The sequence below is a fragment of the Parvibaculum sp. genome, from assembly GCF_035511255.1.
GTDB lineage: Bacteria > Pseudomonadota > Alphaproteobacteria > Parvibaculales > Parvibaculaceae > Parvibaculum.
The window spans coordinates 1-13,388 of the sequence record NZ_DATKFR010000143.1; the positions used below are offsets into that span (position 1 = coordinate 1).

At 63.3% G+C, this 13,388-nt stretch carries 15 protein-coding genes; 7 read left to right on the top strand and 8 right to left on the bottom strand.

Annotation, left to right across the window (positions count from 1 at the left end):
* Positions 1-132: 132 nt before the first annotated feature.
* Complete coding sequence (locus tag VMR03_RS04990; RefSeq protein ID WP_325402875.1) at positions 133-510, bottom strand: EthD domain-containing protein; 378 nt, start codon at positions 508-510, stop codon at positions 133-135.
* A 73-nt stretch (positions 511-583) separates the two neighbouring features.
* On the opposite strand from VMR03_RS04990, the gene VMR03_RS04995 reads away from it, so the two are divergent.
* Positions 584-2,095 (top strand): M81 family metallopeptidase, encoded by a 1,512-nt coding sequence (locus VMR03_RS04995; protein WP_325402899.1) that lies wholly within the window; start codon positions 584-586, stop codon positions 2,093-2,095.
* Positions 2,096-2,097: 2 nt separating this feature from the next.
* On the opposite strand, the gene VMR03_RS05000 is transcribed toward VMR03_RS04995, so the two are convergent.
* Positions 2,098-2,511 carry a GFA family protein gene (locus VMR03_RS05000; protein ID WP_325402877.1) on the bottom strand — a complete coding sequence of 138 codons (414 nt, stop codon included), beginning with the start codon at positions 2,509-2,511 and terminating at the stop codon, positions 2,098-2,100.
* Between the two features lie 11 nt (positions 2,512-2,522).
* Positions 2,523-3,305, bottom strand: coding sequence for an exodeoxyribonuclease III (gene xth / locus VMR03_RS05005; RefSeq protein ID WP_325402901.1), 783 nt, complete (start codon positions 3,303-3,305; stop codon positions 2,523-2,525).
* A gap of 193 nt (positions 3,306-3,498) precedes the next feature.
* Between xth and VMR03_RS05010 the strand changes: the two genes are divergently transcribed.
* A complete protein-coding gene (locus VMR03_RS05010) occupies positions 3,499-3,885 on the top strand; it encodes a hypothetical protein (RefSeq protein WP_325402879.1) in 387 nt (128 codons plus the stop codon).
* Between the two features lie 15 nt (positions 3,886-3,900).
* Here the strand turns inward: VMR03_RS05010 and erpA are convergent, their stop codons facing one another.
* Positions 3,901-4,263, bottom strand: a complete 363-nt coding sequence (gene erpA / locus VMR03_RS05015) for an iron-sulfur cluster insertion protein ErpA (protein WP_325402880.1) — start codon at positions 4,261-4,263, stop codon at positions 3,901-3,903.
* A 126-nt stretch (positions 4,264-4,389) separates the two neighbouring features.
* On the opposite strand from erpA, the gene VMR03_RS05020 reads away from it, so the two are divergent.
* Positions 4,390-5,577 carry a deoxyguanosinetriphosphate triphosphohydrolase gene (locus VMR03_RS05020; RefSeq protein ID WP_325402882.1) on the top strand — a complete coding sequence of 396 codons (1,188 nt, stop codon included), beginning with the start codon at positions 4,390-4,392 and terminating at the stop codon, positions 5,575-5,577.
* Here the strand turns inward: VMR03_RS05020 and VMR03_RS05025 are convergent.
* The 4 genes from VMR03_RS05025 to VMR03_RS05040 all read right to left on the bottom strand — a co-directional run bounded on the left by VMR03_RS05025 (position 5,541) and on the right by VMR03_RS05040 (position 9,180).
* A complete protein-coding gene (locus tag VMR03_RS05025) occupies positions 5,541-5,969 on the bottom strand; it encodes an NUDIX domain-containing protein (RefSeq protein ID WP_325402884.1) in 429 nt (142 codons plus the stop codon). The genes VMR03_RS05020 and VMR03_RS05025 overlap by 37 nt on opposite strands.
* Before the next feature lie 60 nt (positions 5,970-6,029).
* On the bottom strand, positions 6,030-6,566 hold the full coding sequence (locus VMR03_RS05030) for a YcnI family protein (protein ID WP_325402886.1): 537 nt from the start codon (positions 6,564-6,566) through the stop codon (positions 6,030-6,032).
* A gap of 11 nt (positions 6,567-6,577) precedes the next feature.
* Positions 6,578-8,692, bottom strand: coding sequence for a TonB-dependent receptor family protein (locus VMR03_RS05035; RefSeq protein ID WP_325402888.1), 2,115 nt, complete (start codon positions 8,690-8,692; stop codon positions 6,578-6,580).
* Positions 8,693-8,778: 86 nt separating this feature from the next.
* Positions 8,779-9,180, bottom strand: a complete 402-nt coding sequence (locus VMR03_RS05040; RefSeq protein ID WP_325402890.1) for a DUF2946 family protein — start codon at positions 9,178-9,180, stop codon at positions 8,779-8,781.
* 142 nt (positions 9,181-9,322) lie between these two features.
* Between VMR03_RS05040 and argS the strand changes: the two genes are divergently transcribed.
* The 4 genes from argS to VMR03_RS05060 all read left to right on the top strand — a co-directional run.
* A complete protein-coding gene (argS, locus tag VMR03_RS05045; protein ID WP_325402891.1) occupies positions 9,323-11,068 on the top strand; it encodes an arginine--tRNA ligase in 1,746 nt (581 codons plus the stop codon).
* Complete coding sequence (locus VMR03_RS05050; protein ID WP_325402893.1) at positions 11,068-11,874, top strand: SPOR domain-containing protein; 807 nt, start codon at positions 11,068-11,070, stop codon at positions 11,872-11,874. The genes argS and VMR03_RS05050 overlap by 1 nt, the downstream gene beginning before the upstream one ends.
* The gene (nagZ, locus tag VMR03_RS05055) at positions 11,874-12,887 is read left to right on the top strand and encodes a beta-N-acetylhexosaminidase (RefSeq protein ID WP_325402895.1); all 1,014 of its coding nucleotides are present in this window, start codon (positions 11,874-11,876) and stop codon (positions 12,885-12,887) included. Before VMR03_RS05050 ends, nagZ begins: the two co-directional genes overlap by 1 nt.
* 139 nt (positions 12,888-13,026) lie before the next feature.
* A partial coding sequence (locus VMR03_RS05060; RefSeq protein WP_325402897.1) for a segregation and condensation protein A occupies positions 13,027-13,388 on the top strand: 362 nt, incomplete at its 3' end.

The following is a 13,388-nucleotide window of genomic DNA, read 5'->3' on the forward strand; positions in this document are numbered from 1 at the left end:
CCGGCCGACGCAAAGACGGTGAACGCGGCAATGGACAAGTATTCCGGCCGCATGCGGACAGGCGAGAAGGACGAGGCGAAGAAGATCGCCGACGACTGGGTCGCCAAGCACGAGGGAAGCTGAGGACGAGGCTTAGCCGAAAATCACTTTCTCCTCGCCGAACCAGAGCGGGGATTTCGCGAAGTCGATGAACTTCGCCTCATCCTCCAGGAGCGCACGACCTGCTTCCCGGGCTTCGGGGGTGTCGGTCATGAGATCGTCAAGACTCTCCCACCAGAGTTGCGCGACACCGTCATAGATCGCGGGCGCGGCCTCCAGGCTACCCGCGCGGGCAATGCGGACTGCATCCGTCATCGCGAAATCGCCGGTGTGAAGCTGGACGTAACGTTTGATGCGCAGCGCCGCGCGATGCGTTGCGACCAGCGGCGCGTGGCTGTTGAACCAGTAGTCCTGGAAATCGGCGCGACTCATGCCGGGTTTGCGGGTGAGGCAAAAGGTGATCTTGATCATGTCGTCCTCCCTTTTTTCGACTCGGCATGCTGCGATGCTTTAAACTCCGCGTCAGGCACACAAGAGACTTCAAATCATGCGCATAGCGGTCGGCGGATTTCAGCACGAGACGAATACATTCGCACCTTCGAAGGCGCCCTATGCGGCCTTCGAGCAGGCGGATTCCTGGCCGGCTTTGCAGAAAGGGCCGAAGCTTCTCACCGCCTTCAAGGGCATGAATGTGCCGATCGCCGGTTTCATCGACGCCGCGGAGGCGAAGGAACATGAACTGCTGCCGCTCGTCTGGTGTTCCGCCACGCCGTCGGCACATGTGACAGAAGAGGCTTATGAGCGCATCGTCGAGATGTTGCTCGACGCGCTTGGTTATGCGGGCGAGATCGACGCCGTCTATCTCGATCTTCACGGCGCGATGGTGACGGAGCATCTGGAGGACGGCGAGGGCGAATTGCTGAAGCGCATCCGCGCTGCGGTCGGGCCGAAGGTTCCCGTCGTCGTAAGTCTCGATCTCCACGCCAATGTGACGGCGGACATGGTCGCGTATTCGGATGCGTTGATTGCCTATCGCACTTATCCGCATGTGGACATGGCCGAAACGGGAGCCCGCGCGGCGGCGCATCTCGACGCGATCTTCGCCGGCCTGCCGCGTCAGGCCAAAGCGATGCGCAAGATAGATTTTCTGATCCCGCTCACCGCGCAATGCACACTGGTCGAACCTTCCGCGGGCATCTACCGCGACGTTGCGGCACTCGAAGGCGCGGTGCTTGGAAATGGCCGCGTCAGCACGGTTTCCTTCGCCGGCGGTTTTGCGCCGGCCGACATCAAAGATTGCAGTCCGACCGTGATCGCCTATGCGGATACGGAAGCGGCAGCCGCCGAAGCCGCCAACCGCGTCGCGCGCGAGGTGAACGACGCCGAGAGCCGTTTCCGCGAGAAGCTCTGGTCGGCGCATGACGCGGTTGCGTACGGCATTGCCAATGCCGGAGCGAGCGGGCCTATCGTTCTCGCCGATACGCAGGACAATCCAGGCGCCGGCGGCAATGGCGACACGATCGGCATCTTGCGGGAGTTGATCGCGCAGGACGCGCAACGCTCGGCACTCGGCGTTCTGTTCGATCCCGAATCCGCGAAGCAGGCCGCAGCAGCGGGCGAGGGCGCGCGAGTTCGCCTGAAGCTCGGCGCGAAAACCGGCGGAGCCAATGAAGAACCCGTTGAGGAGGAGTTCGACGTCGTCCGCGTCACCGATGGCGAATTTCTCGCAACCGGACCTTTTTATGGCGGCTCGCGCATGTCGCTCGGAACGACGGCACGGCTGCGCAAGGGCGGCGTCGAGATCGTCGTCGCCTCGCGCAAGGCGCAATGCGCGGATCAGGAAATGCTGAAGCACACCGGCATCGAGCCCGCGAAACTCGGCATCCTCGTGGTCAAGAGCTCGGTGCATTTCCGCGCCGATTTCGGTCCGTTGGCGCGCGAGGTGCTCGTCGTCGCAAGTCCCGGCCCGAACATCGCCGACCTCGCAAAGCTTCCCTACAGGCATCTGCGCAAGGGCGTCCGCGTCATGCCGCTCGGGCCTGCCTACGCGGGATAGCTTCAGTCTTCGAAGGTGCCCTTGCCGACAGGCAGGCCATTATCGAAGCCGTGCATCCATCCGATGCGCGAACCGACATAGATCTGGAAGGTAGGTTCGACCGCATCTGGATCGTCGAGGCTTGCTGCCGTGACGTCGACACTCTGTCGGCCGTCCTTGAAATACCGGAACACGATCTGCGTCCCGCAGTCGCCGCAGAAACCGCGCTCGGCATGTTCCGACGATTTGCGGAATTTCAGCGCGCCCTTCACGATATGGAAGTGATCGCCCTTGATGGTGAACCACGGCACGACCGGAGCGCCCGAGGCCTGCTGACACATCCTGCAATGGCAATGCGCGCAGCCGTCATAGCCGCCTGTCGCTTCATAGCGCACCGCGCTGCAGAGACATCCGCCGGTGAGAGGAAACTGGGGCACCCGGACCTCCGTCAGAAATCGAACTCCGCCCAGATCGGCACATGGTCGGACGGCTTCTCGCGATCACGGATATCCTTGTCGATATCGCAGGCGACGAGCCTGTCGGCCGCTTGCGGAGAAAGCAGCAGGTGGTCGATGCGAATCCCCTGATCCTTTTGCCAGCGGCCCGCTTGATAGTCCCAGAACGTATAGCGATGGGGCTCTGTGTGGCAGGCCCGGAAGGCGTCCGTCAGGCCGAGATTGAGCAACGTGCGGAAGCGGGCACGCGACTCGGGCCTGTAGAGCGCATCGCCTTCCCATGCTGCCGGATCGTAGACGTCCTCGGGCATGGGAATGACGTTGTAGTCGCCGGCCAGCACGAAAGGCTCCTCGTATTTGAGGAGGTTCTTCGCATGGCGCGCCAGCCGGTCCATCCAGGCGAGCTTGTAGGCGAACTTCTCGGTATCGACCGGATTGCCGTTGGGCAGATAGATCGACGCGACGCGAACCGCGGCGCCGTTCACCGAAATCACGGCTTCGAGATAACGCGCGTGATCGTCGCCGTCGCCCTCGGGCAGGCCGGGCGCCGCATCCTCGATCGGATGCTTCGAGAGAATGGCGACGCCGTTATAGGTTTTCTGGCCGTGGATCGCGAGGTTGTAGCCGAGGTCCTCGAGCTCGCCGCGCGGAAAGGTGTCGTCCGTACATTTCGTCTCCTGCAGGCAGACCACATCGGGATCGGCGTCCTTCAGCCAGTCCTTGACGTTGCCAAGCCTTGCCTTGAGCGAATTGACGTTGAAAGACGCGATTTTCAGCATGGGTCTCAGATCCCCGATCGGGCTGGTACACTCGACCTGCGACGAACGAACAGTGATTTGTTCGCACCTGCAGCAAACTATTGACGACCGAGACGATATTAACCGGAACCGCAAAAGGGAATTGACGACATCACGGCGAAGCCTCAGCATAACCCAGCCAGTCTATTGGCTCGGGGGAGGGAATGGCAAAATGGTTACGCGCGTCGTAGTGCCGGCAAGATCCAAGGCCCATCAATCGAGCCGCGCTCGTCATGTGCCGGGGCATCTGACCGAACGCTGCCTCCTCAGCATTATCGGTATTCTGGCGGCTTTCATGATGCTCGTGCATGGCATGGTAGCTGTCTCGACCTTGCCGCCTGTGGCACTTCGCCAGGATATCGAAGTCTACTGGACCGTCGCGGCGCTCGGCGTCTGGGTGCCCGCGATCTGTCTGTTCGCGTCGATTCTCGGCGTCGTGATTCGAGGCAAGGGGACGATGGCGATGCTCATTTTGTCGCCGGTCGCATCCATCGGCGGTTATCTCTTCTATACCTATGTGAAGATCGAACCCCTGCTGGCGCAACTCGCGGCCAACTGACGCCGCGCATTCGGTTCAGATCGAGAAAGACGTTCCGCAGCCGCAGGACGCCGTCGCATTTGGATTGCGGATCTTGAAGGCCGAGCCGATGAGATCGTCCACGAAGTCGATCTCGGACCCTTCGAGATACATCACCGAAACTGAATCGATCAGCACCGTCGCGCCGGCCTTTTCGATCGCGAGATCGTCGTCGTTTCGATGGTCGTCGAGCGTGAAACCGTATTGAAATCCCGAGCACCCGCCGCCCGAGACCGAAACGCGCAACATCGTGCCTGCACCTTCGCCGGCAATAATTTCGGCGACCCTGCGCGCGGCCCGGTCGCTCAGCGAAATCGCCTTGCCGTCGCCGGGTCTCGTTTCGGTCAGCGTGTCGCTCATGATCTCTATACTCCGGCCCCGCAAAGGGAGGGGCTTTCACTCTGGAACGATACTAAGTATAGCCTGATCGAGATGTAGTCGTCGCGGGGTAAGATTTCAAACCCCGCCTTCAGCTCCGGTGCCGCCTTGCTCTCAAATCCCGCCGCGACCGCCCCCTACGCGACCCTGGCCGAAGCGAGCCGGGGTCGGCTCCATCCAGAGCCCGAAAGTGCCACCCGCACGGCCTTTCAGCGCGATCGGGACCGCATCATCCATTCCGGCGCCTTCCGGCGGCTCAAGTACAAGACCCAGGTCTTCGTCTATCACGAAGGCGACAATTACCGGACGCGCCTCAGCCACTCGCTGGAGGTCGCCCAGATCGCGCGCTCGATCAGCCGTGTGCTCGGCCTCGACGAAGACCTCGCCGAGACGCTGGCGCTTGCCCATGATCTCGGCCACACGCCCTTCGGCCATGCGGGCGAGGTCGCGCTCGACGCTTGCATGACGGGCTTTGGCGGCTTCGATCACAACGCCCAGACTCTCAGGATCGTGACGAAGCTCGAACGGCGATATGCCGAATTCGACGGGCTGAACCTGTCATGGGAAACGCTTGAGGGACTCGTCAAACACAACGGTCCGCTGCTGACCCCGAACCGCTCGATGGACGACCTACCGCGCGCCCTCGCCGAATATGCCGAGACGCAGGACCTTGAACTTGCGACTTATGCCGGACCGGAGGCGCAGATCGCCGCGCTTTCCGACGACATCGCCTATGACAATCACGATATCGACGATGGTCTCCGCGCCGGCCTTTTCACTGTCGACGATCTGATGGCGCTGCCGCATGTCGGCGACATTTTCCGCGCCGTCATCGACAAATATCCGGGCCTCGAAACCACACGCGTCATCCACGAATCCGTGCGCCGTCTGATCGGCAGCATGATCGGCGACGTCATCGCCGAAACGAAGTCGCGCATCGCGGCGGCAAAGCCGCAATCGGCGGCCGATGTCCGTGCGCTCGGCCATCCGCTGGTTTCCTTCTCGCGCGAGATGAACGATTACAACGCAACGCTGAAGGAATTCCTCTTCACGCGCATGTACCGCCACTATCGCGTCAACCGCTCGATGAGCAAGGCCAAGCGCATCGTGACCGATCTCTTCGGGTTGCTGCATGGCGAGCCGGAGCTTCTGCCGCCCGAATGGCAGCAAGGGTGCGATGGGGGCAAAGGCATGAAGACGGCGCGCCGCGTCTGCGACTACATTGCCGGCATGACGGACAAATTCGCGATCGAGGAACATCAGCGCCTGTTCGACCTCGACGATCCACGCGCCTGAGGCAGGTTCAGAAATATGTTTTTCAAAGCGGGCAAGGACAGATCGTCCAGGCTCGCGGCTTCTTCGGGCTCGAACCAGCGTAGCGCGGAATGCTCGTCGTCGTGAGCCTCCGGTTCACCCTCCCATTCGGTGACGAGAAAGATGTGATAGGTTGCAGCGCCGTAGACGTCGGGGTGTGGCTCCGGCAGCTGCGCAATTTCGGACGCCGCGCGCGGTTTCACGCCCAGCTCCTCGCCGAGTTCGCGCGCGAGGGCTCCTTCCAGCGTGTCACGCGCCTCGGCATGGCCGCCCGGAAGATCCCAGCGATCGGGATATTTGCTCCGCTGCGGGCCTCGTTTGGCGAGAAGCAAGCGACCGTCGCGGACGAAGAGCGCGCAGGCAATGTCTTTCAAGGAAGCCTCCTCGAAATCCATACGCTTCGCGTCGCCCTTCGTTCCGCGGCGGCGAGCACTTCAATGGTCCATATGGCCCATGCCGTCATGCGCGCCCATCAGGTCGAGCGCGGGGGCCGGATTTGCGAGTTTGTGCGGATCCTCGCCCGGCTTCGCGATCTGGTTCCAGCTCACCGAGACCTTCCCGCATGTCTGGGTCACCGGGAAGAAGAGGCGCATGATCTCCTTGTCGTCGGGGAGCTTCGCCAGAAAGACAAACTCGTCGAACTCATCATCGGGCAGCGAACCGCTCGACCACTCGACGCGCTTGACGCCGTCGCTCACCGGCTTGCCATGCGACGTGTAGGTTTTCGCATATTTGCCTGTGACCGTGGCGAGCTTCCAGCCGGGTTTCGGCATTGGCTTCACGGAAATGACGCCTTCTGGAATCTCGACCGAGACTCCCGTGGTGGCGCTGCCGTCGCAACCATGCGGCACGCGGAAGACAGCCTTGTAGTAGGAGCCCCAGCTCGCCATGCCCGTTTCGAGCGTGACATGAGCCGAGGCAGGAACGGTGAGGGCGAGAATTGCGACGCCCGCAAGGAGAAAGCGTTTCATGGGATGTGTCCTCAGAATGAAGCTGTAAGACCGACGAAGACGCTGCGGCCCTCGCCCGGATAGAAGTCTTCCTGCGACGGCGCGTAGGTCGTGACCGTCGTGTAGTTCGAGATGTAGCGGCGATCCGCGAGATTGCGCGCGTCGGCGAAAATCCGCAGTCCTTCCGTCACGTCGACGCCGCCCTCGATGCCGAAAGTCACATAGCCCGGCGCCTTGAAGGTGTTCGCGTAATCGACGTAACCGCCATCCGGCACCCAGTCGATTTTCGGTGCGATGTCCCAACCGCGATGCGAGCGGTAACGCAAGGCCGCCGCATAGACGTGGGGGACCGTGCCCGCAAGCTTGTTATCGCCATAGACGGCGTCGTCCTCGAACGAGAAATCGCTCCAGGTATAGACCTGCTCAAGGGTGAGCCTGTCGTCTTGCGGCAAGAGCTTTTCGAGGGCGAGCGCGCCAATGTCGAGCGCGAGGCTCGCCTCGACGCCCTGATGCAACGTCTTGCGGGCGTTGAAGGTCGCCGCCGGAATGCTCGGGCTCGTGGTGAAGTTGACGAGTTCATCGCGTATCTCGGCGCGATAGGCGGTGATGTCCCAGGTCACGGGACCTTCGCTCCCGCGCGTTCCCGCTTCGTAGGTGAGCCCGCGCTGCGGATCCATCGGCGTGAACTGTGTGCCGGCGCCGAGCGACTGAGTCAGGTCGCTCATGATCGGCGGCTCGTAGCTCCGCGTCACATTGGCGAAGGCCTGCGTCGTCGGCGTTACATCCCATAGAAGTCCGAGCTTCGGGCTCGCCGAAGTGAAATCCGCATCGTCTTTCTTGTGTGCGCCGGACGAGACCACGTCGGTCGTGTAGCGCCGGACCGCATTCAACCCCTGAACGCCCGTGACGACGGCGATGTCCGGTACGACGTAGAAAGCGTTCTCTGCGTAAAGAACAGCCGTGGTCGATATCTGCGTGCTTTCCTGAAGCAGCGCGCCGCGGCTTCCCTTCACGTTCTGGTAATTGTTACCGGTGAGCGCCGTGCGGCCGTAGCGCGCGCCGACCGTGACGACGTCCCGGTGTCCGAAGAGTTCGCCTTCATCGGTGTAACGCGTGAAGGCACCGAGATTGGTCGCGCCCTGATCGAGCACCTGATAGATCGGATGGAAGAGATGGTAATAACCCGCATAGGCGCCGATATCGAGCTTCGCATCGCCGTCGAGCGCGAAACTCGTCTTGTTGGCGAAACGCAGGGTGCGCGTGTTGCGCTGCTGGTTGCCGCTCAGGGCTGAAGCGGAAGCCGATTCCGGATCGCTCTGCGCCTTGGAATAGGTCAGCGTGCCCGGCAGTTCCTGGTCGACGGAGTTGGCGTTCAGGTAGAAACGCGTCTCCACATCGGTATTGAACTTGTGGCCGACATTGGCCGAGATGCGCGCGGTCTTTTCCTTGCTGTGATCGCGCCAGCCTTCCGAGGTAAGACCCGTGAGGGAGGCGAAGAAGTCGGTATCGCCGAGGATGCGCGCGACCTCGCCATGTCCGCGCACCGTGCCGAAGCTGCCACCTTCGATGCGCAGCAAATTCTCGGCCTGTGCTGTATAGGCGGTCGGGGAGACGATGTTGATCGCGCCGCCGAGCGAGGCCGCGCCGTACTGAAGGCCGTCACCGCCGCGATAGACCTCGATGTGCTGGACGGTCGCGGGATCGACCTCCTGAAAATCGCCGCTGCCATCGGCCAGGTTGAGCGGAACGCCATTGGACAGGAGTTCGATGCTGCGCAGGTGATAGCTGCGGCTGAGCCCGGCGCCGCGAATCGAGAGGCGGACTTCCTGCCCGTAGCGTTTGGTGGCGAAGACGCCCGGCGTGAACGCGAAGGCATCTTCGAGATTGGCGGTGTATTTGTCCTTGAAGCTGTCCGGATCGACGACCGTGACGGCGCCCGGCACACGGGACAATTGCTGTATCGCCTCGTCGATTCCCGGCGCGGTCAGCGTGCCGGTCTTTTTGGCGGTCACAACAATCCGGTCCATCGTCAGGGGCTCTTTCACCGGCGCTTTCGTCGCCGCAGGTGCGGAGGCGTCTTCGGCAAGGGCGGATGTGCAGATAAGCGCGGCGGCTGTGGCCAGCCCGCGCGAGAAGAAGGCATGCATGAGTTTTGAATCCCCGGTACGCGATTGACGTCCGGCGCTGCCCGCGCGGACGTCAGGTGATCTCTATGGGTGACTGTCTTTGGAGATCAGGCCGGGGGCCCGCGGGGATGCGAGGCGCCGGCGAACTGGGCATCGGCGGACGACGAGGCGACCAGCGTACCGAGCAGGATCGCCCAACTCGGCTTGACGAAACCGATCGTCGAGACGAAGAGGGCCGCGCAATGATGCAGGCAGGAGGTCTTGCAGCCCTCGTGGTCGCCGGCCTTCGTCGGAACGGGCTTGCCGTTCTCGTCGAGATAGACTTCCTTGGCCATCCCGCCCGAGCAGATGACGGTCTTGATGAGGCCCTGCGTGGAAGACGCGGACAGGTCGTAGGCCGTCGGCACCACGACATGAAGGAAGATGGCAAGAAGCGCGAGAAGTCCCGCCGTCCGGTTCCGGACGGTGTGGAGGAGATTGCTCCCGAGATATGCCCCAGCGCTTTGCATGACCTCAGACAAACATGTCGCGCGGGTCCTTGAAAGGTGCAATTTGTCGCTACGGACTCGCCCTTATAAGGCGGGTGGGCTGGAAAGCCTTCGGGGCAACGGTTAGAGTGCGCGCCCAAATCGGGGTTAAGCGACGGATACAATGAACATTTTTCGGCACTTTGAAGAGCGGGTGAAGGCGGGGATCGATGCCCTGGCGAGCGAGGGAGCGATTCCCCCGGGGCTCGATACCGCACGCATTGCCGTCGAGCCGCCTCGCGATCCGTCACATGGGGATCTTTCGACCAACGCTGCCATGGTGCTGGCGAAGCCCGCCGGCATCCAGCCGCGCCAACTCGCCGAAAAGCTGGCCGCGAAACTGGCGGGCGAGGAGACGGTGACGGAAGTCGCCATCGCCGGGCCGGGCTTCATCAATCTGCGCCTGAAGGAAGACATCTGGCGCGCCGCCGTTCCTGCAATCCTGCGGAGTGGCGCCGCCTTCGGCGCGAGCGACCTCGGGGCGGGCAAGCCGGTCAACGTCGAATATGTCTCGGCCAATCCGACGGGACCGATGCATGTCGGTCATGTGCGCGGGGCCGTTTTCGGCGACGCGCTGGCGAACCTCCTCGAAAAGGTCGGCCACACGGTTTGCCGCGAATATTACATCAACGATGCCGGCGGACAGATCGAGGTGCTCGCGCGCAGCGCCTTCCTGCGCTATCGCGAGGCGCTCGGCGAGACGATTACGATTCCGGAAGGTCTTTATCCCGGCGATTATCTCAAGCCCGTCGGCGCCATGCTGGCGGCCGCACATGGGAACGAACTTGCGAAGATGGGCGAGACGGAATGGTTGCCCATCGTCCGTAACGCCGCAATCGATGCAATGATGGAGTTCATCCGCGGCGATCTCGCGGTGCTCGGCATCGAGCATGAGGTCTTCTTTTCGGAGCGCACGCTCCATGCCTCCGGCGCCATCGAGGCGACGCTGAAACTGCTGGAGGAGAAGGGCCTCATCTATACGGGCGTGCTGGAGCCGCCGAAGGGCGAGCTCCCCGACGATTGGGAGCCGAGGCCGCAGACGCTCTTCCGCTCGACCCAGTTCGGCGACGACACGGACCGGGCGCTGAAGAAGTCCGACGGTTCCTGGACTTATTTTGCGCCGGACATCGCCTATCACTTCGACAAGTTCAATCGCGGCTACACGACGATGATCGACGTATGGGGCGCCGATCATGCGGGCTATATCAAGCGCGTGAAGGCAGCGGTGGCGGCCATCACAGACGGCAAGGCCGAGATCGACGTCAAGGTCTGCCAGCTCGTGCGCCTCTTCCGCAACGGCGAACCGGTCCGCATGTCGAAGCGCGCGGGGGACTTCGTAACCTTGCGCGACGTCGTCGACGAGGTCGGCAAGGACGTCGTGCGTTTCATGATGCTGACCCGCAAGAACGACGCGCCGCTCGACTTCGACTTCGCCAAGGTGATGGAGCAGTCCCGCGACAACCCGGTCTTCTATGTGCAATACGCTCACGCCCGCATCCATTCGGTTCTGCGAAACGCGAAGGAAGCCGGCTTCGACATCTCGGACGAAGGCCTGGCGGCGGCCGGGCTGACGCCGCTGACCGACGAAGCCGAAATGGGCCTCGTCAGGTTGATGGCGGCCTTCCCGCGCCAGATCGAGCAGGCGGCGGCGGCGCATGAGCCGCACCGCATCGCTTTTGCCCTCTACGACCTCGCCTCGGCTTTCCATGGCCTCTGGAACAAGGGCAAGGACGAACCAGGCTTGCGCTTTATCCTCCCCGAGGACAGGGATGCTACCCTTGCGAGACTCGCGATGATTCGCGCGGCGGCCTATGTGATCGCCGCCGGATTGGGGATTCTAGGGGTGGAGCCGGCTGAGGAGATGCGCTGATGTCGGACAGTGACCGGGGACGTGGGTACGAATACGAGCCCGAAGAAGATGACGACTACTACACCTACGACGCCACGGACGAGGACGACGAAGGCCGTCGTCGCCCGCTGGTCATGCTGGCAATCGTCGCGCTCATCGTGGTTTTCGCGGGCGTGGTCTTCTTCGCTTACAAGCAGGGGCTGAAGCAAGGCGCGCAGGGCAACCCGCCCGTTATCCGCGCCGACGACAGCCCCACCAAGGTTGCCCCAACCAATCCGGGCGGCATTGAGATTCCGCATCAGGACAAGACCGTCTACGACCGTATTTCGGGCGACAAGAGTTCGGGCGCCGAACACCTGCTGCCGAGCCCGGAAGAACCGATGGCTGTGAAGCCAGCACCGGCTCAGCCGGCGGCACCGTCTTCCCCGACGCCTTCGGCCCCCGTCGGGCCCTCGATTTCGCCCGCGCCGTCGGGCGATGTGAGCCAACAGGCTCTGCCGCCGACTTCCATGGGAAATCAGCCGGGCATCGAGTCTGCGCCGGCCGCGCCCGTCGAAGCGGCCCCCTCTGCGGCCTCGACGGCCGGTGGTTACGTCGTCCAACTCGCTGCCTTTCGCGACGAGGCCTCGGCGCGCGCCGAGTTCAGAAAGCTGCAGAAGAAATATACAGCGCTGGCCGGGCTCTCGGCTGACATCCAGAGGGCCGATCTGGGAGCCAAAGGTATCTATTATCGCCTGCGTGGCGGCTATATGGACAAGGCCAAGGCCTCGGACCTTTGCGCCAGCCTGAAGGCGCAGGGTCAAGCCTGCCTCGTGAAGCCCCGCTGATGGCGCCGAGCGCGGCGATCTATGGATGTGCGGGACTGTCGCTCGACGAGAGCGAAAAGCGGTTCTTCGCCGAGAGCCGCCCTTGGGGCTTCATCGTCTTCGCCCGCAATATCGAGACGCCGGATCAGCTTCGCCGCCTTGTCGCCGAACTGCGCGAGGCGGCCGGCCACGACGCGCCCGTCCTGATCGACCAGGAGGGGGGACGGGTCGCGCGGCTGAGGCCGCCACATTGGCGGGCCTATCCGACGGGACGGCGCTATGGCGAGGTCTATGCGCGGTCGAAGGAGCAGGGGCTCGAGGCCGCCCGTCTCGGGGCGAGATTGATCGCGGCGGAGCTTCACGCGCTCGGCATCAATGTGGATTGCCTGCCGGTGCTCGACGTGCCCGTACCCGGTGCCCACGACGTCATCGGCGACCGTGCCTATGGGTTGACGCCCGATCCCGTCATCGCCCTCGGCCGGGCGGCGGCGGAGGGGCTGCTGGCGGGCGGCGTGCTGCCGGTCATCAAGCACATTCCGGGGCATGGCCGCGCCGGCGTCGACAGCCATCTGAGCCTGCCCATCGTCGATACAGGCCATGCGGCTCTGGCGGAAACCGATTTCGCGCCCTTCAAGGCGCTTGCCGACATGCCGCTCGCCATGACCGCCCATGTCGTCTATTCGGCGCTCGACGCGAACGCGCCGGCGACGACCTCGGCCAAGGTCATCTCGCGCGTGATCCGGCAGGAAATCGGCTTCGACGGCTTTCTGATGTCGGACGACCTCTCGATGCAGGCGCTGGCCGGTACGCTCGGAGAGCGGACGCGGGCGAGCCTCGCGGCGGGATGCGACATCGTCCTCCATTGCAATGGCAAGATGGACGAAATGAAGGCAGTGGCCGCTGAGGTGCCGGCCCTCGCCGGCAAGGCCCTCGCGCGTTCCGATTCGGCCCTGGCCCGGATCGGCACGCCGGACGCTTTCGACGAAGCGGCGGGCGTTGCACGCCTTGCTGAACTTCTCGGCGGCACCGCCTGATGATCGTTCTCATGGCTGGGGATAAGCCTAGAAACGGGGTACCGTGGCAGGGGAGCGCGCGGTATAAGACGCGGACGGTCCATGTCAGTTGTATGGCGGGGCTGACGCGGGACCTTTGAGATCAACGACATAGGCGGGCATGAGCGAGGCGCCCACACAGAACGAGGCGGAGGCCGGGACACCGGCCGCGGCGCTATCCGCGCACCCGGCTGGCGACAGCGGGGAAGGCAGCGTTGCGCCCGGCGAGGTCTTCGAGGAAGGCCGCCCGATTGCGGCCGCCGATCTCGATCCGACCGAAATGCTGATCGTCGATCTGGATGGCTTCGAGGGGCCTCTCGACGTCCTGCTTACGCTCGCGCGCAACCAGAAGGTCGATCTCACCCGCATCTCGATCCTGAAGCTTGCCGAGCAATATCTCGACTTCATCAACCGCGCCCACCGGATGGAGCTCGACCTCGCCGCCGACTATCTGGTCATGGCGGCCTGGCTGGCCTATCTGAA